Genomic DNA, 18,928 nt, shown 5'->3' on the forward strand with positions numbered 1-18,928 from the left:
TGCGAAAACGCATCGCCCTGCAGGGTGTACATATTGCAGGGCGCCAGGGTCTCGGCCACGGCTGAGGCGCCGCCGGGCGCGCTGCCATCGTCGATAAAAATTCGGGTGGCGCCGCCCAGCGGTGCGTTGAACGGAATCTCAAGCTCCAGGCGCTGTTTGGTGCCGATGGCCTGCACACGCTGGTACGGCACCGATTGGGTCGACACCGTGAAATCCAGCCGGCGCCCGTCACCAAAGTCCACCATCGCCGTCACCGTGCGGTCGGTCTGAAAATCCGGGTCACGGTCGAACAAGGCCACCACACGCAAGGGTTCGGCTTCAAACAGAAAGCGCCCGGCCACCACGGCGTAGCAGCCAATGTCGTACAACGCGCCACCCCCCACTTCCGGCCGGTTGCGGATGTTGTCGGGCAGACGGTTGAAGTACGAGAAAAACGCCTGCACCGTGCGCAGTTCACCCAGTGCGCCGCTGCGCACCAACTCACGTGCGCGCAACCACTGCGGGTGAAAACGCACCATGAAGGCCTCCATGATGTGCACCTTGCCGGCCACTTCGCGCAGTGCTTCCGCCTCATGCGCGTTCATGGCAAAGGGCTTTTCGCACAGCACATGTTTGCCGGCGCGGGCGGCGGCCAGCGTCATGGCCACATGCTGGTCGTTGGGCAGCGGGTTGTAGATGGCTTCAATGTCGGGGTCGGCAAACAACTCGTCATAGGAGCCATACGCCTTGGCGATGCCCATGTCGTCAGCCACTTTTTGCGCCTGCGCCAGCGAGCGTGAGGCAATGGCGCCAACGTGGCTCCACTGCCCCTTTTGCATGGCCGGAATGACTTTTTCACGGCCGATTTTGGCGGTGCTCAAAATACCCCAGTTGACTTTTTTCATGATGTTGGCCTTTGTTCCCTTGACGATGCAATTGTTCACCCCGAGCCTGTTCGCAGGGTGGTTCACGTTGAACCGGCAAACATTGTAGAAACTGCCGGGAGGCGCACCAGCAATGCCAAAATGCCGGCATGCACAACAAGCCCTCTCCTCCCGATGCGCCGCAACCTCCCGTCAAACAGGCCAACAACCCTTTGCATGGCATCACTCTGGAAGCCATGCTGACCGCCCTGCAGGCCCACTATGGCTGGCCAGGCTTGGCGCAGCGCATCCCGCTGCGCTGCTTCACGCTGGATCCCAGCGTGGCCTCCAGCCTCAAGTTTCTGCGCAAAACGCCGTGGGCGCGGGAGAAGGTGGAAGGGCTTTATCTTTTTATGCTGCGCGAGATGCGCCGTGGCAAAACCGGCCATGCGTGATGCAAGCCCCGCGGCCGCGCCCATCCTGCAACTTTCGGGGGTGACGTATGGCCTGCCTGACCGCGTGCTGTTCGAGAACCGGTCCGTCGATATTCCGGCCGGGCTCAGCCTGGTGCGCGGGGGTGACGGTAGCGGCAAAACCATGACCTTGTTGCTTTTTGCAGGGCTTTCTCCTCCTGTCGGGGGGACGCTCACGCTCAAGGGCGTGCCTTTGGCGACCGCCCATGACGCGTATTGCCGGCAGGTTTTCTGGGTCGATCCTCGCGCCGACACGCATGACGCCATGCCGGTGGGCGATTTTTTCAGTGCGCTGGAGGCGCTGTACCCCAACTTCAGCACGAAAGACCTGGCCGACCTGGTGGCGGGCTTTTCGTTGCAGGCGCAGCTGGGCAAGTCCCTGTACATGCTCTCGGCCGGCACCAGGCGCAAAGTGCTGCTGGCCGCCGCTTTGGCCAGCGGCGCAGCACTGACCCTGCTGGACGAACCTTTTGCCGCACTGGACCGGCCCTCCGTCAACTTCCTGCACGCGGTGCTGACCGATGCGGCCGACCACCCCGGCCGGGCGTTTGTCATCGCCGACCATGAGGCGCCAGCGGGCATCCCTTTGGCCGCATGCATTGATTTGGCCTGAAATACCGTTCAACGATAGCGATGTGTGAGCTCCAGGACTTTTCCTTCGAGCGCAAAGGACTGTCGCAAGCGTTGCGTCTCGGCTTTTTCGCGCCGCGTCAGTTCGCCGCCGCCCAGCCGGTCGCCCTCATAGCCATTGACCACCAGGGTCGTGATGCCTGCCTTGGCGACGTGTTTGAGCAGGTCAACAGCAAGACCTGCTTGCAAATACAGCGTGACATCGTTGATGAACAGGATGTCGCGCCTGCGGCCCGGCAGTTGCTCGAACAGCGTTTCTATGGCCTTGGCATTGCGCACGGCTTTGGCCATCGCCTCAGCTTCTGAGGTGGAGCTCAGGCGCGGCGCATCGAGGTGCGTGCGCAGGTCGAGCACACCGCTGGCGGGCGGCGGCATCAGGCTGCCGCCGGCACCGACCATGCCCCGCGCAAGCGCCAATGCCTCCGGAATATGCGGTGCCATGTCGATGAGGGCGATGCGCGCGCCCAAACCCTGCCGGCAAAGTTGGACCAGCCATTGGCGGCAAAGCGTCGTTTTGCCGGTATTGACATCGCCCAGGATCAACAGGTGCTGGCCCAGGCAAGCCTCGTTTTGAAGTTCGTTCCTCACTTGGCTGCCGCGTCTTCCTTGGGCTGGTAGGTCTCTGGCAGCAAGAACAGCATGACGGCGCCAACGAGGTAGATGACACAGGTCACCGCCAGACCCGCTTGCAGGCCACTCGTCTTGCCGATCACGCCGATGGTAAAGGGTGCCAGCATGGCGCCGATGCGCCCCATGTTCCAGCAAAAACCCCCGGCGTAGGCGCGCAAGTGCGCGGGAAACAGTTCTGCGTAATACGCCCCCAGGATGCCGCCTGCGCCACACAGGGCAAAGCCAACCACCGCGCCCCACCAGAACAAAAACATCGAATGCTGAACGACGATGTAGATGGCGATCGAAATCGCACAGACGACAAAGGCGGTCATCATCGCGCGGCGACGCCCGATCTTGTCGGCCAGCCAGCCGAAGAACTGAAAACCGAAGAACATACCGACGTACATGACAAAGGAAAAGCCGAGCATGGTCGTCATGCTCAAGCCGCGCTCCTGGATCAGGAAGGTCGGAATCCAGAAAGCCGCACCCCAGTAACCCGCCAGATTCACGATGCTGATCAAGGTGGCAGGCAGCGTGACACGGGCCAGCCCGCCAGCAAAGATGGCCCCAATACCAACGCCCGACTTGGCGGTTTGGCCGCTCTTGGGCGTCCTTTGACGGTCTGGCGGAATCAGGCGATGCACCAGCAAGGCGGCCGGAATCGATGCCGCACCCGCAACAAAAAGCCATTGCCATTGCACTGCCATCGCCCAACGGCCGACCAGTGCGGCAACGACGGCACCGATGGCGAAGCTGCTGAACACAAACGAGACAGCGCGTCCGCGGTACCGGGGCGCCCAGTGGTCTGCGATCAGCGCAGCACACGGCCCCCAAACGCCGCCGATGGCCAGCCCGGTGAAAAAGCGCAGCGCCATCCACGGTAGCCAGCCATCGATGAAATAAACCGCGCCCATGCCGACGCCCAACCAGCACAGCGCCAGCACGAGCGCAAAGCGGCGGCCGTAGTTTTCGGCAATCAGTCCGAACAGCACACTGCCGATCATGGCGCCCAGCATCGTCGCCGACCCAAGCAGGCCGCCCTCGGGCAGCGAAATCGCCAGCACCTTCAGCAAGACCGGCATGGCGATGGCCAGCACCATCAGGTCAAAACTGTCGAAAAAATAGGTAAGAAATGTCGCCCACAAGACTTTCCAGCGTTGCGGTGTGCCGCTGGATGTGTGGTGTTGATGGGTGAGGGCGGCAGTGTCGCTGCGGTGTGTGGTGTTGAGCAAGGCGGTCTCCAGAGTGGGGAAGATGCCTGCTGGGGTGCCGGTAGGTCTGCGCAGCACGTGACGTGCCAGTTCCGGAGCCAAATTGCGTTGTTCCCTACGCGGGAATGACCCCGATCAGGTTCAGCGGGTTCCACCATGGTGGTCTCAGCCCCGACTTTCGTCTTGGGCGCCCCGACAAGCAAAATAATTGTAATCCGTGATGAGGCCGTTCTACCTGCTGCTCCTTGCCGTTAAGCCGCCTCTTTGTAAAAATAAGCGCGCTGTAACACGCGGCCGGCCAGGGGCGCCACCTTGTCATGGATCGCGCCAATGTGCTCGGGCGTGGTGCCGCAGCAGCCACCGACGATGTTGACCAGGCCCTCGGCCGCAAATTCAGCCACCAGGCGGCTGGTGTCAGCCGGGGTTTCGTCAAAGCCGGTGTCGCTCATCGGGTTGGGCAGACCGGCGTTGGGGTAACAACTGATGAAGGTGTCGGGCGCGGCCTTGGCCAGTTCCTGGATGTAGGGGCGCATCAGGGCCGCACCCAGGGCGCAGTTCAGCCCCACCGCCAGCGGCCGGGCGTGGCGCACGCTGTGCCAGAACGCGGTCACGGTCTGGCCGCTCAGGATGCGCCCGGACGCATCGGTCACGGTGCCGCTGATGATGACGGGCAGGCGCTCGCCTGAGGCCTCGAAAAATTCGTCAATGGCAAACAGCGCCGCCTTGGCGTTGAGGGTGTCAAAAATGGTTTCCACCAGCAGCGCGTCGGCACCGCCCTGCACCAGCGCCTCGACCTGTTCGTAATAGGCCGCGCGCAATTGCTCAAAGGTGACGTTGCGCGCGCCGGGGTCGTTCACGTCGGGGCTGATGCTGGCGGTCTTGGGCGTGGGGCCGAGGGCGCCCAGCACAAAACGCGGTTTGTCGGGTGTGGAAAACTTGTCGCAGGCGGCGCGCGCCAACCTGGCCGAGGCCAGGTTCATCTCGAACGCCAGGTCGGCCATGTCGTAGTCGGCTTGCGCCACGCTGGTGGCGCCAAAGGTGTTGGTCTCGATCAGGTCGGCGCCAGCGGCCAGGTAACGCTGGTGGATGTCGCTGATGACATCGGGGCGCGTCAGGCTCAACAGCTCGTTGTTGCCTTTCACATCCTTGTGGAAGTCCTTGAAACGCTCGCCCCGGTACTGGGCTTCATCGAGCTTGAAGCGCTGGATCATGGTGCCCATGGCGCCGTCAAGCACCAGGATGCGTTTTTCCAGCAGGTCGGGCAGGGCTTGGGCGCGGGTATAGTGAAGTGGTTTCATAGCGCTGGTATTGTAGAAAGCATCGCTGGTCCGCATGCCCGCGCGGTGTTTCTCCCGCCCGGCACGCCCCTGCCGTGAGTTGAAAGAATCCCAAAATGCGTTGTTTCAACACCTGTCTTGCCTTGTCGCTCACGTCCCTGCTGCTGGCGGGTTGTCAGCCGAAGTCGGCGCCGGGCTGGTCGGGCTATGGGGAGGGGGACTACGTTTATGTGTCCTCGCAATTGGGTGGCACCCTGACGCAATTGAATGTGCGCAGCGGGGATCAGGCGACCCAAGGCATGCCCTTGTTTGCGCTGGAAGCCGAGAACGAGCAGGCTGCGCGAAGTGAGGCCGATGCCCGGCTGGTGCGTGCCAACGCCCAACTCGCCAATGTGGCCAAGGGCAAGCGCAGCGACGAAATTGCGGTGATTCAGGCCCAAATCAGCCAAGCCCGCGCCCAGGCCAGACTTAACGCCGACGCTTTGGCACGCGAAGAGCAGTTGGTTAAGCAGGGCTTTGTCTCCGAGGCGCGGCGCGATGACCTGCGCACCGCGCAGGCTCAGAGCGCTGCCCGGATGGACGAGCTGGCGGCGCAGTTGCGGGTGGCGCAATTGCCAGCCCGCGTCGATGAGCGTGCCGCCGCGGCTGCCGACACCGAAGCCGCGCGGCAATCGGTGCGCCAGTTGGCCTGGCGCGAGGCGCAAAAATCCCGCACTGCCCCGGTGGCCGGGTTGGTGACGGATACGTTCTTTCGCGTCGGCGAGTCGGTGTCCGCGGGGCAGCCGGTGCTGGCGCTGCTGCCGCCCGACCATATCAAGGCGCGCTTTTTCGTGCCGGAAAGTGCCCTGGGCAGTCTTCGGGTCGGTGCTGCGGTCAACATCGTGTGCGACGGTTGCGCGGGGCCGATCCCGGCCAGAATTTCCTTCATCTCGAACCGGGCCGAGTACACGCCGCCGGTCATTTACTCCAATGCGCAACGGGCCAAACTGGTGTTCATGGTCGAGGCGCGACCCGGCGCCAGCGACGCTGCCCGGCTCAAACCCGGGCAACCGGTGGAGGTGCTGCCAGTGGCCGGGGCGATGCCGTGACACGGGCAGTTGACGTCACCGGCCTGACCAAGCGCTACGGCGGGCGCGCCGTGGTGGACAACTTGTCGATCCAGCTGGAAAGCGGGCGCATCTGCGGCTTTCTCGGCCCCAACGGCAGCGGCAAAACCACCACCATCCGCATGCTGTGCGGGCTGCTGACCCCCGACAGCGGCGCCGGGACCTGCCTGGGGCTGGACATCACACGGGAGGCTGCGCAGATCAAACGCCAGGTCGGCTACATGACGCAGCGCTTTGGTCTGTACGAAGACCTGACCATCCGGGAAAACCTGGACTTTGTCGCCCGCCTGTTTGAGCTGCGCCAGCGCAAGCAGGCGGTGGACCTGACGCTGGAGCGGCTGGGCTTGACTGCGCGCCAACACCAGCTGGCCGGCGCCCTGTCCGGCGGCTGGAAACAGCGTCTGGCCCTTGCCGCCTGCCTGCTGCACGAGCCGCGCCTCTTGCTGCTCGATGAGCCCACGGCCGGGGTTGACCCGAAGGCGCGGCGCGATTTCTGGGATGAAATCCACCGCCTGGCGGCGCAAGGCATCACGGTGCTGGTGTCGACGCATTACATGGACGAGGCGGCCCGCTGCCACGAGCTGATGTACATCGCCAACGGCCAGGTGCTTACAAGGGGTACCCAGGCCGACATCATCGAGCGCGCGGGCCTGGCCGTGTGGACCATCGCCGGCGAGCATCTGGAGGCGCTGGTGGCGCCGATCCAGGCCTTGCCCGGTGTGCTCAGCGTCTCGGCGTTTGGCAATACCCTGCATGTGGCCGGCCTTGATCCGGCGCTGCTGCAGGCCTCTCTCGCCCCTTACCAAGCGCGGCCTGAGTTGCAGTTGACGCCTGCCCCGGCGGATCTGGAAGATGTCTTCATCAGCCTGATGGATCAGGCCCATGATGCCGACCGGGGCGTGGCAGCATGAGCGCCTCCTTCTCCTTCGCCCGCGTGGCGGCGATCATCATCAAGGAGTTCCAGCAGATGCTGCGCGAGCGCCTGACCTTTGCCATGGCCATCGGCGTGCCCGTCATGCAGCTGATCCTGTTTGGCTACGCCATCAACAACGACCCCAAGGGCCTGCCGACCGCGCTGGTGGCCTATGACAGCGGACCGCTGGCGCGCAGCCTGGTGGCGGCCGTCCAGAACACCGGCTACTTCCACATCGTCGCCCAGCCGGCCAGCGAGGCGCAGGCGGAGCGCCTGCTGGAGACCGGCGAGGTCCAGTTCGTGCTGGCGATCCCGCCCGATTTCTCCAGGCGCGTGGTGCGCGGCGAAAAGCCCGCCGTGCTGGTGGCGGTGGACGCCACCGACCCGTCCGCCGGCAGCAACGCCATCGCCGCGCTGGGGCAAATCACCCCGCTGGCGCTGGCGCACGACCTCAAGGGCGCGCTGGCCGGGCTGCAGCCGCGCGAGCCGCCGTTCGAGCTGCGCATTCACCGGCGCTACAACCCCGAAGGCCTGACCCGCTACAACATCGTGCCCGGCCTGATCGGCACCATTCTGACCATGACCATGGTGATGCTGACCTCGCTGGCCATGACGCGCGAGCGTGAGCGCGGCACCATGGAGAATCTGCTGGCCACGCCGGTGCGCCCGTTCGAGGTGATGGTGGGCAAGATCACGCCCTACATCATCATTGGCTACCTGCAATTGGTGGTCATCATTCTGGCGGCCGTGCTGCTGTTCGAGGTGCCGGTCGTGGGCAGTTTCACGCTGCTGATGGCGGTCATCGGCCTCTTCATGCTGGCCAATCTGGGCGTGGGTTTTACCTTCTCGACCCTGGCGACCAACCAGTTGCAGGCGATGCAGATGACGTTTTTCTTCTTCTTGCCCTCCATGCTGCTGTCGGGCTTCATGTTTCCGTTTCGCGGCATGCCGCCCTGGGCGCAGAGCCTGGGTGAAATACTGCCGCTGACCCATCTTTTGCGGGCGGTGCGTGCCATCATGCTCAAGGGCGCCACCTTCAGCGAAATCGCCGCCAACCTCTGGCCGATGGCCTTGTTTTTGCTCTTCGTTGGCGCCATCGCCCTCAAACGTTATCGCCAGACGCTGGACTAACGGGCGCCGGCCCCTCTCAAAACCCTGGACAATAGGGGTATGAAACATATGCGCACCCAGCAAGCCTGAGTCCCATCTGCCGCTAGTTCCTGCCGAGCAGGCCCCCGCTCCACCTATTTCACCACCCATCATTTTGTCCATCGCGTCCATTCTGCAAGAGGTTTTTGGCTACCCGAGTTTTCGTGGGCCGCAGCAAGACATCATCAGCCATGTGGTGGCGGGCGGTGACGCGCTGGTGCTGATGCCCACCGGCGGCGGCAAAAGCCTGTGTTACCAGATTCCGGCCATTGCGCGACAGCAGGCAGGGCTGGGCATCACGCTGGTGATTTCGCCGCTGATTGCGCTGATGCATGACCAGGTGGGTGCATTGCACGAAGCCGGCGTGAGTGCTGCGTTCCTGAATTCCACACTGAGCAGCGACGAGGCTTACGAGACTGAACGCCGCCTGTTGCGTGGCGAGATCACGCTGCTCTACGCCGCGCCCGAAAGGGTCACTAGCGCGCGCTTTCTGGCGCTATTGGATGCGCTGCATGAACGCGGCCAGCTCAGCCTGTTTGCGATCGACGAAGCGCATTGCGTGAGCCAGTGGGGGCACGACTTCCGGCCCGAATACCGCGCGCTCACGGTGCTGCACGAGCGTTATGCGGGCGTGCCGCGCATGGCGCTCACGGCGACCGCCGACGCGCTTACCCGCGCCGACATCGTGGAACGCCTGCAGCTGGAGGCGGCAGCGCAATTTGTCAGCAGTTTCGACCGGCCCAACATTCGTTATACCATCGTCGAAAAAAAGGACGCCAGCACCCAGCTGTTGCGCTTCATCGAGCGCGAACATGCGGGTGACGCCGGCGTGGTGTACTGCCAGTCGCGCAAAAGGGTGGAGGAAATCGCGGCCATGCTGGCGCAAACCGGCATCCATGCCTTGCCCTACCACGCCGGGCTCGACGCCAAAGTGCGGCAAGCCAACCAAAACGAGTTTCTGCGCGGCGAGGGGGTGGTGATGGTGGCGACCATTGCCTTTGGCATGGGCATCGACAAGCCCGACGTGCGTTTTGTGGCGCACCTCGACATGCCGAAAAACATTGAAGGTTATTACCAGGAAACCGGCCGTGCCGGGCGTGACGGCCTGGCAGCCGACGCCTGGATGTGTTACGGACTGCAGGACGTGGTCAACCAGCGCCGCATGATCGACGAAAGCCCGGCCGAAGAAGAATTCAAGCTGGGTCTGCGCGGCAAGCTCGATGCCCTGCTGGCGCTGGCCGAGGCCACCGATTGCCGCCGCGTGCGCCTGCTGCGCTACTTTGACGAAGAAAGCCAGGCCTGCCACAACTGCGACAACTGCCTGCAGCCGCCCGAGGTCTGGGACGCGACCGATGCGGCGCGCAAGCTGCTGTCCACCGTGTACCGGCTGCAGCAAAGCAGCGGCGTCTCGTTCGGGGCCGGCCACACCATGGACATCGTGCGCGGCAAACGCACCGAAAAAGTGCTGCAGCGCGGCCACGAGACCGTGAGCACCTTTGGCCTGGGCGCCGATTACAGCGAAAGCCAGCTGCGCGCCGTGATGCGTCAGTTGATTGCCGTCGGCGCCTTGCAGGTCTTCACCAGCGAGGGCTTCAGCACGCTGCACCTGACCGAGGCGTCGCGTGCGGTGTTGCGTGGCGAGGTGCCGATGCGGCTGCGTGAATCCACCAGCCAGCGCCCCGAAAAACGAAGCCGCAGCCGCACCGCGCCGGCGCCGGTGGCGGCCAACCTGGGCCATGACGCCATGGTGCGTTTCATCAACCTCAAGTCCTGGCGCGCCGAGGTGGCCAAAGAACACAACCTGCCCGCTTATGTGATTTTTCACGATGCCACGCTGGCGGCGATTGCCGAGCGCGCGCCCCGGTCGCTGGCTGATTTGCAGCACATCAGCGGCCTCGGCACGCGCAAGCTGGAGGCCTACGGCGCTGCGGTGCTGGCGGTGATCACAGGCGCCTCCCGTGCCCAGGCCGTCGCGCCCGCAGCCTGACAAAGCCCCATCTTTGCTACACTGTTTCCATGTTCATGCATCAAATTCAGATCACAGGTTGCAGCGACCGGGGAGCCTGGCCCTGGCGCGCCTGCTTTATTTCCTCCGCCTTGACCTGATCCCCATCCATCGCAGCATCTGCAGGGGAGTCAAAAGGTCATTGACAGTTCAGCCCCTCCTTAGAAAGATGTCTCTGTGATTTCCGAATCTGAATTCAATGCGTTAAACGCCCAGGGTTTCAACCGCATTCCGGTCGTGGCGCAAGCCTTTGCCGACCTGGAAACGCCGCTCTCGCTCTACCTCAAGCTGGCCAACAGCGCCCCTTTCAGTTTCTTGCTGGAGTCGGTGGTGGGGGGCGAGCGTTTTGGCCGCTACAGCTTCATCGGCTTGCCCGCGCGCACGCTCCTTCGCGCCAGTGGCTTTGGCGATGCGGTGCGCACCGAGGTGGTGACCGACGGCGTGGTGGTCGAAACCAGCCAGGCCAATCCGCTTGACTTCATTGCCGCTTACCAAAAGCGTTTCAAGGTCGCGTTGCAGCCCGGCATGCCGCGTTTTTGTGGTGGTCTGGCCGGCTACTTTGGTTATGACGCGGTGCGCTACATCGAGAAAAAATTACAGGCCACCTGTCCGCCCGACGAACTGGGTTGCCCTGACATTTTGCTGTTGCAGTGCGAAGAGCTGGCCGTGATCGACAACCTGTCGGGCAAGCTCTATCTGATGGTGTACGCCGACCCGGCCCAGCCGCAGGCTTATCAGCGCGCCACCGAGCGGCTGGCGCAACTCAAAGCCAGCCTCGACCAGCCCGTGCACGCGCCACAGGTGCTGGCCAGCGCGGGCCAGCCCGCCATGCGCGACTTTGCCAAGGCAGACTACATTGCTGCCGTGGAGCGCGCCAAGGAGCTGATCGCTGGCGGCGACTTCATGCAGGTGCAAGTGGGCCAGCGCATCAAGAAACCCTACAGCCAGTCGCCGCTGAGCCTGTACCGGGCGCTGCGCTCGCTCAACCCCAGCCCCTACATGTATTACTACAACTTCAGCGGCGCGACCGCTGACGGCGCAGACTTTCATGTGGTGGGGGCCAGCCCCGAGATCCTGGTGCGCCAGGAGCAAGTGGTTCAAGACGGCCAAACTGTGCAAAAAATCACCATCCGTCCGCTCGCCGGCACTCGCCCGCGCGGCGCCACGCCCGAGCTAGACAAGGCCGCCGAGGTGGAACTCATCAACGACCCCAAGGAACGCGCCGAACACGTCATGCTGATTGACCTGGCGCGCAACGACATCGGCCGCATCGCCAAAATCGGCAGTGTCAAGGTCACCGACGCCTTTTGCGTCGAGCGCTACAGCCATGTGATGCACATCGTGAGCAACGTCGAAGGCACGCTGCTGCCCGGCATGACCAGCATGGACGTGCTCAAGGCCACCTTCCCGGCCGGCACCCTGACGGGGGCGCCCAAGGTGCACGCGATGGAGCTGATTGACCAGCTTGAGCCTACCAAGCGCGGCCTCTATGGCGGCGCCTGCGGCTACCTGAGCTACGCCGGTGACATGGACGTGGCCATTGCCATTCGCACCGGCATCATCAAGGACCAGATGCTCTACGTGCAGGCCGCCGCCGGCGTCGTGGCCGACAGCGTGCCCGAGATGGAGTGGAGGGAGACCGAGGCCAAGGCTCGGGCGCTGCTCAGGGCCTCTGAACTGGTGGAAGAAGGGCTGGCGTGAAACGCTTTTCGCGCCAATGGCGGGTCTGGCTGCTGCTGGCGATCGCGTTGTTGACCATTGGTGTTTTGATGGGCCTGGGCCTGCTTCAAGCGCGTGACCGCATCCAGGAGCAGGAGAGGGAGCACTTACGCACGCAAACGAAGGTGGTAGAAGACAATCTGGCGCGCCAGTTGACGACCATTCACCGCAGTTTATTGTCGATCCAACAGGCTTTGCCGCGCTGGCAGAGCAGCCCCGCAGGGCGCGCAGAGGGGCAACAAACCCTGATCAACATTGAAGCCGCCATGTCGTCCGTGCGCACGTTTGCGGTTTTGGACGCCCGGGGCACGGTGACTTTTTCCAATCGCGAGGAACTGCTGGGACGCAATTTTTACCAGCGTGATTATGTACAGGTGCCACTCCAGATGCTGGACCCGAAGCTGCTGTATGTGAGTCCACCCTTCAAATCGGTGCTGAACACTTACCTGATCAGCCTGGCGCGTGTGCTGCTGGACAGCCAGGGGCAGTTTGCCGGTGTCGTCGTCGCCAGCGTGGAACCTGGGGACATGGCTATCCTGCTCAACTCGGTGCGCTACAGTGACGACATGCAGGCCATGCTGGTGCATGGCGACGGCAAGATTTTTCTGAGTGAACCGAACCTTGACCCAGCCATGGCGCAGGAACTGTTGGAACCCAACTCGCCCTTGGGCCAGCACTTGCGCAATCGCCAGACGCTGAACTATTTCAGCGGTTTGCAGGCAGACAACCAGGGCGCACGTTTGACCGTGATGCACACCATTGCGCCGGCAAACCTGTCGATGGACAAACCCCTGATCGTCGTTTTGGATCGTTCACAGGACAAAATTCTGGCCGTCTGGCAGCGTGACGTGGTGAACCAGACGGGCGCTTACCTGGTGCTGGTACTTATCAGTTCCTTTGGCTTGTCCTTCTACCAAAGCCAGCGCTCCCAAAAAATCATGGCAGCCAAGCGGCTCAAGCTGGCCACCGAGGCCAGCGGCGTGGGTATTTGGGAGTTTGACCTGATTACCAAGAGTTACCAGTGGGATGACACCATGTATGCCTTGTTTGGCATGGACCCCAAGGCGGCCAGTCCGCGCAATGACGGCTGGATCAAGCTGCTGGCCCCGCCGGAGCTGCAGCGCATGCGTGAGGCAACGCGCGCCACCATTCAGCAGAATCAGCCTTTTGGCATGACGTTTCAGATTCGCCGGCCCGATGGCCAGGTGCGCGCCATGCACAACCGGGCGGCCTTGTATTCGGATGAGTTTGGTGTGCCGCGACGTCTGATCGGCGCCACCGAAGACGTGACCGAGCGCATGGCGCAAGAGGCAGAGCTGCGTGTGGCGGCCGCCACGTTTGAGTCGCATGAAAGCATGCTGGTCACCAATGCCCAGGTGGAAATTTTGCGGGTGAACCCGGCCTTTACCGCGCTCTTTGGCTATACCTCGGAGCAAGCGCTGGGGCGTAGCATGCAGTTGATCAAGTCGGGACGCCACGACGCTGATTTTTACAAGGCGATGTGGGCTGAGCTGGTGGCGCACCACCGTTGGCAGGGCGAAGTGTGGAACGTGCGCAAGGAGGGCGTGGAGTTTCCCTGCTGGCTGTCCATCACGGCCGTGCGTGATGATGCCGGTGTGGTGACCCACTACGTGGCCACGCATACCGACATCACGCTGCGCAAGGAGGCCGAAGACGAGGTCAAGCGGCTGGCATTTTTTGACCCGCTCACCAACCTGCCCAATCGGCGTCTGCTTGCCGACCGGCTGCACCAGGCATTAGTCAATGCCAAACGCAGCCAGGGTCACGCGGCCCTGATTTTTCTCGACCTTGACAAATTCAAACCTGTCAATGACCGTCATGGTCACGCGGCTGGTGACCAGTTGTTGCAGGCCGTGGCGCACCGGCTGCGCACCTGTGTGCGCGAATCCGACACCGTGGCGCGCGTCGGCGGCGATGAGTTCGTGGTGCTGTTGCCCCACATCACGCTGGCGCAGGATGCGCTACAGGTGGCCGAGAAAATGCACGCCAGATTGCGCGCACCGTTTCATTTGCCGACCGGCCAGAGCGTGCTTATTTCAAGCAGCGCCGGGGTCGCCTTGTACCCCGAGCATGGCCTGGATGAGGCCGCGCTGTCGCACCATGCCGATGTCGCCATGTATACCGCCAAGGCGGCCGGGCGTGATCAATACGTGGTGTACGAGCCGGCGCTGGACCATGCCGAGCCAGTGGCCACGCCAGAAACCCCCACTGCACAGACGCCGCATCCCAAGCCGCGCCTTGAATGACTTTGCGGAGAAGACCCATGAAACTCTTGATGATCGACAACTACGACAGCTTTACCTACAACATCGTCCAGTACCTGGGCGAGCTGGGGGCGGACGTGAGCGTGGCACGCAACGACGAAATCAGCCTGGCCGACATTGATGCGCGCCTGGCGGCGGGTGAGCTGGACCGGCTGGTCATTTCCCCAGGTCCCTGCTCACCCGCCGAGGCCGGTATTTCGGTGGCTGCCATCCAGCACTTTGCCGGCAAGCTGCCGATTTTGGGCGTGTGTCTGGGCCATCAGGCGATTGGCGCCGCCTTCGGTGGCAAGATCGTCCGGGCGCAGCAGTTGATGCATGGCAAGACCAGCGTCATCAGCACCACGCAAGAGGGCGTGTTTGCCGGGCTGCCTGCGCAGTTCACGGTGAACCGCTATCACTCGCTGTCGATCGAGCGCGCCAGTTGCCCGGCCTGCCTGAAAGTGACCGCCTGGACCGATGACGGCGAGATCATGGGCATCAAGCACACCAGCCTCGACATTGAAGGTGTGCAGTTTCACCCTGAGAGCATCCTGACCGAGCATGGTCACGCCATGCTGGCGAACTTCCTGAAACCTCGCGGGGCAGACCATGCGTAAACCAGTTGACCTGCGCAGTGACACCGTCACGCAACCGACGCCGGCCATGCGTGAGGCCATGCTGGTCGCGCCGCTGGGCGACGACGTTTTTGGCGGCGACCCCAGCGTCAACGCACTGCAGGCGCGTATCGCCGACCTCACAGGCAAGGAAGCCGCACTGTTCATGCCCACGGGCACGCAAAGCAACCTGTGCGCCCTGTTGGCCCATTGCGAGCGCGGTGATGAATACATCGTCGGCCAACTCGCCCATACCTACCGTTTTGAAGGCGGTGGCGCGGCGGTGCTGGGCAGCATCCAGCCGCAACCCCTGACGCAAGGCCCCAGCGGCGAAATGCAGCTGGCCGAGATCGGCGCGGCGATCAAGCCTGACGACATCCACTTTGCCCGCACCCGCTTGTTGTGCCTGGAAAACACCTGGAACGGTCACCCGATGACGCTCGCCTACCTGGCGCAAGCGACCGGTCTGGCCCGTGAGCGCGGTCTGGCCAGCCATCTGGACGGTGCGCGCCTCTTCAATGCCGCGGTTGCCACGCCGGAAGCGGGTGCTGATGCCTATGCAGCGGCGCGGCACATCGCCAGCTATTTCGACAGCGTCTCGGTGTGCTTCAGCAAGGGGCTGGGCGCACCGGTCGGCTCCGCGCTGTGCGGCTCGCGCGCCCTGATCGCCCGCGCGCTGCGCTGGCGCAAGATGCTGGGCGGCGGCATGCGCCAGTCGGGTCTGCTGGCCGCCGCGGCTTCGTATGCGCTCGACCACCACATTGAGCGTCTGGCGCACGACCATGCGCTGGCGCAGCGGCTGGCCCAGGGCCTGGCGGGCATTGACGCCCTGACGGTGCGCTCGGCGCAGACCAACATCGTGTTTGTCGATGTCACAGGGGGGCATGGACCGGCCCTGCTGGCGCACTTGGCGCAGCATGGTGTGCTGGCCACTGGCCTGATCGGCCTGCGTTTTGTCACCCATCTGGACGTTGACGAAGCGGGCATCGACCATGCGCTGGCCTGCATTCACCAGTTTTTCAGTGACCAGTCCGGCACAGCCCCGCGCGCGCAGGCCGCCGGCTTGGCCGTGTATTGATTCCCGGGCGTCCTGTCCGACAATCCTGCCCATTAGTTTTCCAGAGATCACCATGCCCCATACCCTCAAGATCACTCCGCAAGAAGCGCTGTTGCGCACCATTGAGCACCGCGAGATTTTTCATGACGAGATGCTGCACATCATGCGCCAGATCATGGCGGGCGAATGGTCGCCGGTGATGCTGGCGGCGTTCATCACCGGCCTGCGTGTCAAAAAGGAAACCATTGGCGAGATCACGGCGGCGGCGCAGGTGATGCGCGAGTTCTCCACCAAGGTCCATGTGGCCAATACCACCCACCTGGTCGACATCGTCGGCACCGGCGGCGATGGCGCGCACACCTTCAACATCTCGACCTGTGCCATGTTTGTCGCCGCAGCGGCAGGTGCGAAGGTCAGCAAGCACGGTGGCCGCAGTGTCAGCAGCAAGAGTGGCAGCGCCGATGTGATGGAGTCGCTCGGGGTCAACATCAACCTGAAGCCGGAAGCCATTGCCCGGTGCATTGAACAGGTCGGCGTTGGCTTCATGTTCGCCCCCAACCACCACCCGGCCATGAAAAATGTGGCGCCGGTGCGGCGTGAAATGGGCGTGAAGACCGTGTTCAACCTACTCGGGCCGCTGACCAATCCGGCCGGGGCGCCGAATATTTTGATGGGCGTGTTTCACCCCGACTTGGTGGGTATCCAGGTGCGTGCGCTGGAGCGCCTGGGCACGGAACACGCGCTGGTGGTCTATGGCAAGGACGGCCTTGACGAGGTGAGCCTGGGGGCGGCCACGATGGTGGGCGAACTCAAGGACGGCAAGGTGACCGAGTACGAGATCCACCCCGAAGACTTTGGCATGGCCATGGCCAGCACGCGCGCCTTCAAGGTCGAGACGCCCGAGCAATCGCGCGCCATGCTGCTGGGGGTGCTGGACAACGTGGATGGTCCGGCCAAGGAAATTGTGGTGCTCAACGCCGGTGTGGCGCTCTATGCCGCCAATGTGGTCACCTCCATCAAGGAAGGCATTGACAAGGCGCGTGCCGCCATTGAATCAGGCGCCGCCAAGGCCAAGCTGGAGGCTTTGGTCACCACGGCCCATGCCTTGAGCGCGGCCTGACATGACCTTGCTCCATACCGACGGGGCCTGGATTGCCATCGGCGTCTCGGTGCTGTTTATCGTCGCGGGGCTGGTGTTGCACCGCGTGTTCGTTAATGTTTTAAAAAAAGGCTCACAGGAGCCAAGCCAATATGACTGATATTCTGGACATAATTGTTGCGGTCAAGCGCGAAGAAGTCGTCGCCGCCATCCAACGCAAGTCGCTTGCCGCGATGCGCTTTGATGCCGAGAGCCGGGTGCTGACGCGTGACTTCGTCGGCGCCCTGCGCGCCAAGATTGCCGCCGGCCAGCCCGCAGTGATTGCCGAAATCAAAAAAGCCAGCCCGTCCAAAGGCGTGCTACGGGCCGACTTCATTCCCGCTGACATTGCCCAAAGCTACGCCGAATATGGTGCGGCCTGCCTGTCGGTGCTCACCGACGCGCAATTTTTCCAAGGTTGTATCGACTACCTGAAGCAGGCGCGTGCCTCCTGCCAGCTGCCGGTGCTGCGCAAGGACTTCATGATCGACGCCTACCAGATCTACGAGTCGCGGGCTTGTGGGGCGGATGCTGTTCTGTTGATCGCTGCCTGCCTCGACGATGCGCAAATGAAAGATTTTGAGCAAATTGCCCGCAGCCTGGACATGGCGGTGCTGGTAGAGGTGCATGACGCAGCGGAGCTGGAGCGCGCCCTGAAGCTCAAGACGCCGCTGATTGGTGTCAACAACCGCAACCTGAAAACCTTTGAGGTCTCGCTCGACACCACCCTGAGCTTGATGCGTGACATTCCGGCGGACCGCTTGCTGGTGTGCGAAAGCGGCATCCATACCCGAGACGACGTGTTGCGCATGGGCGCGGCCGGCGTCAACGCCTTTTTGGTGGGGGAGGCCTTCATGCGTGCCGACGAGCCCGGCGAAGCACTGGCGGCGCTGTTTGCTTGACCGGCATGGTGGATGCGCTAACGTCACATTTGACCTCAATGTCGCCCGGTCAACTGGTATCTGCCAACCCCAAGGACTGGCCGGTCGCTCCGGGCTGGCAAGCCTTGGTCGATCGGTTTTTTGAATCGCAGACGGGCGTTCAGCTACTGGCATTTTTACGCCAGCGTCTGGCTGCGGGCACTGTCATTTTTCCGCCGCAACCCTTGCGTGCGCTCGAATTGACCGCGCCGGAGTCGGTTCGGGTGGTGATTTTGGGGCAAGACCCTTACCACGGCCGCGGCCAGGCCGAGGGCCTCGCTTTCTCGGTCGCGCCGGGGGTGGCGCTGCCACCGTCCTTGCGCAATATTTTCAAGGAATTACAGCGCGACCTGGGCACCCCGGCACCGCCATTTCCCAGTCCGGGAGGAAGTCTGGTGCGCTGGGCGCGGCAAGGTGTGTTGCTGCTCAACACCTGTTTGACCGTCGAGGAAGGGCAGCCTGCCAGTCATGCCGGACAAGGTTGGGAGGTGTTGACCGATGCGGTCATCAAGCAAGTGTCCGATCACTCGGCACATGTGGTTTTCATGCTCTGGGGCAACCATGCCCAAAGCAAGCGCAAGCTGATTGATGCCTCGCGTCACCTGATCCTGTGCGCCAATCACCCTTCGCCCTTGTCGGCATTGCGGCCTCCGGTGCCATTTATGGGGTGTGGGCATTTTTCACAGGCCAGGTCCTGGCGTGATCAGCATTCCAAATAGCCTTGGTGCCGGCCTGCCAAATGGGGGCTTTGTCGCCGGGGAGCGGAAAAATACGCAGTGGGCTTTGATAAAGCCAAACTTAATGGCATAATCCGGGGTTCACCGTGGAGAGGTGGCCGAGTGGTTAATGGCAGCAGACTGTAAATCTGCCCTCTTACGAGTACGCTGGTTCGAATCCAGCCCTCTCCACCAGTGATAAGAATTGAATGTGGCACTGAGGCGCAGGCGCTGACAGGTTGACGGGTTCAGCTTCAAGGCGGGAGTAGTTCAATGGTAGAA

The 18,928-nt window shown here is 62.9% G+C and carries 18 protein-coding genes, 1 tRNA gene and 1 riboswitch; of the genes, 15 read left to right on the top strand and 4 right to left on the bottom strand.

Going from position 1 to position 18,928, the window contains the following annotated elements; all coding sequences use genetic code 11:
• Positions 1-884, bottom strand: an 884-nt coding sequence (locus NDI87_RS09890) for a Gfo/Idh/MocA family oxidoreductase (protein ID WP_296275044.1), incomplete at its 3' end; no start/stop codon positions are given.
• 128 nt (positions 885-1,012) lie between these two features.
• Between NDI87_RS09890 and NDI87_RS09895 the strand changes: the two genes are divergently transcribed.
• A complete protein-coding gene (locus NDI87_RS09895) occupies positions 1,013-1,297 on the top strand; it encodes a VF530 family protein (protein ID WP_296275045.1) in 285 nt (94 codons plus the stop codon).
• Entirely contained in the window at positions 1,290-1,928 is a 639-nt protein-coding gene (locus NDI87_RS09900) for an ATP-binding cassette domain-containing protein (RefSeq protein WP_296275046.1), read from the top strand. Before NDI87_RS09895 ends, NDI87_RS09900 begins: the two co-directional genes overlap by 8 nt.
• Positions 1,929-1,936: 8 nt before the next feature.
• On the opposite strand, the gene NDI87_RS09905 is transcribed toward NDI87_RS09900, so the two are convergent.
• The 3 genes from NDI87_RS09905 to NDI87_RS09915 all read right to left on the bottom strand — a co-directional run bounded on the left by NDI87_RS09905 (position 1,937) and on the right by NDI87_RS09915 (position 5,066).
• Positions 1,937-2,533, bottom strand: coding sequence for a hypothetical protein (locus tag NDI87_RS09905; RefSeq protein WP_296275047.1), 597 nt, complete (start codon positions 2,531-2,533; stop codon positions 1,937-1,939).
• Positions 2,530-3,846, bottom strand: a complete 1,317-nt coding sequence (locus NDI87_RS09910) for an MFS transporter (protein WP_296275048.1) — start codon at positions 3,844-3,846, stop codon at positions 2,530-2,532. The genes NDI87_RS09905 and NDI87_RS09910 overlap by 4 nt, the downstream gene beginning before the upstream one ends.
• Before the next feature lie 17 nt (positions 3,847-3,863).
• Positions 3,864-3,973, bottom strand: a riboswitch (TPP riboswitch).
• A 46-nt stretch (positions 3,974-4,019) separates the two neighbouring features.
• Complete coding sequence (locus NDI87_RS09915) at positions 4,020-5,066, bottom strand: homocysteine S-methyltransferase family protein (protein WP_296275049.1); 1,047 nt, start codon at positions 5,064-5,066, stop codon at positions 4,020-4,022.
• 95 nt (positions 5,067-5,161) lie between these two features.
• Between NDI87_RS09915 and NDI87_RS09920 the strand changes: the two genes are divergently transcribed.
• From NDI87_RS09920 to NDI87_RS09980, 13 genes are all read left to right on the top strand, one after another.
• The gene (locus NDI87_RS09920; protein ID WP_296275050.1) at positions 5,162-6,133 is read left to right on the top strand and encodes an HlyD family efflux transporter periplasmic adaptor subunit; all 972 of its coding nucleotides are present in this window, start codon (positions 5,162-5,164) and stop codon (positions 6,131-6,133) included.
• Positions 6,130-7,062 (top strand): ABC transporter ATP-binding protein, encoded by a 933-nt coding sequence (locus NDI87_RS09925; protein ID WP_296275051.1) that lies wholly within the window; start codon positions 6,130-6,132, stop codon positions 7,060-7,062. The genes NDI87_RS09920 and NDI87_RS09925 overlap by 4 nt, the downstream gene beginning before the upstream one ends.
• The gene (locus tag NDI87_RS09930; RefSeq protein WP_296275052.1) at positions 7,059-8,195 is read left to right on the top strand and encodes an ABC transporter permease; all 1,137 of its coding nucleotides are present in this window, start codon (positions 7,059-7,061) and stop codon (positions 8,193-8,195) included. Before NDI87_RS09925 ends, NDI87_RS09930 begins: the two co-directional genes overlap by 4 nt.
• A 133-nt stretch (positions 8,196-8,328) precedes the next feature.
• Entirely contained in the window at positions 8,329-10,200 is a 1,872-nt protein-coding gene (gene recQ / locus NDI87_RS09935; RefSeq protein WP_296275053.1) for a DNA helicase RecQ, read from the top strand.
• Between the two features lie 195 nt (positions 10,201-10,395).
• Positions 10,396-11,919 (top strand): chorismate-binding protein, encoded by a 1,524-nt coding sequence (locus tag NDI87_RS09940; protein WP_296275054.1) that lies wholly within the window; start codon positions 10,396-10,398, stop codon positions 11,917-11,919.
• Positions 11,916-14,204 carry a diguanylate cyclase gene (locus NDI87_RS09945; RefSeq protein WP_296275055.1) on the top strand — a complete coding sequence of 763 codons (2,289 nt, stop codon included), beginning with the start codon at positions 11,916-11,918 and terminating at the stop codon, positions 14,202-14,204. The genes NDI87_RS09940 and NDI87_RS09945 overlap by 4 nt, the downstream gene beginning before the upstream one ends.
• A gap of 17 nt (positions 14,205-14,221) precedes the next feature.
• A complete protein-coding gene (locus tag NDI87_RS09950; RefSeq protein WP_296275056.1) occupies positions 14,222-14,818 on the top strand; it encodes an aminodeoxychorismate/anthranilate synthase component II in 597 nt (198 codons plus the stop codon).
• Positions 14,811-15,893: a low-specificity L-threonine aldolase gene (gene ltaE, locus NDI87_RS09955; RefSeq protein WP_296275057.1), complete on the top strand. Its 1,083-nt coding sequence runs from the start codon at positions 14,811-14,813 to the stop codon at positions 15,891-15,893. Before NDI87_RS09950 ends, ltaE begins: the two co-directional genes overlap by 8 nt.
• A 52-nt stretch (positions 15,894-15,945) precedes the next feature.
• A complete protein-coding gene (gene trpD / locus NDI87_RS09960) occupies positions 15,946-16,992 on the top strand; it encodes an anthranilate phosphoribosyltransferase (RefSeq protein WP_296275058.1) in 1,047 nt (348 codons plus the stop codon).
• A gap of 1 nt (position 16,993) precedes the next feature.
• Positions 16,994-17,131, top strand: coding sequence for a hypothetical protein (locus NDI87_RS09965; RefSeq protein WP_296275059.1), 138 nt, complete (start codon positions 16,994-16,996; stop codon positions 17,129-17,131).
• A complete protein-coding gene (gene trpC / locus NDI87_RS09970; RefSeq protein ID WP_296275060.1) occupies positions 17,124-17,912 on the top strand; it encodes an indole-3-glycerol phosphate synthase TrpC in 789 nt (262 codons plus the stop codon). The genes NDI87_RS09965 and trpC overlap by 8 nt, the downstream gene beginning before the upstream one ends.
• Positions 17,913-17,950: 38 nt before the next feature.
• Positions 17,951-18,649, top strand: a complete 699-nt coding sequence (locus NDI87_RS09975; RefSeq protein ID WP_296275061.1) for a uracil-DNA glycosylase — start codon at positions 17,951-17,953, stop codon at positions 18,647-18,649.
• A 106-nt stretch (positions 18,650-18,755) separates the two neighbouring features.
• A tRNA-Tyr gene (locus tag NDI87_RS09980) sits at positions 18,756-18,841 on the top strand.
• Positions 18,842-18,928 lie beyond the last annotated feature (87 nt).

It is taken from the genome of Rhodoferax sp. (assembly GCF_023701345.1).
Lineage (GTDB): Bacteria > Pseudomonadota > Gammaproteobacteria > Burkholderiales > Burkholderiaceae_C > Rhodoferax.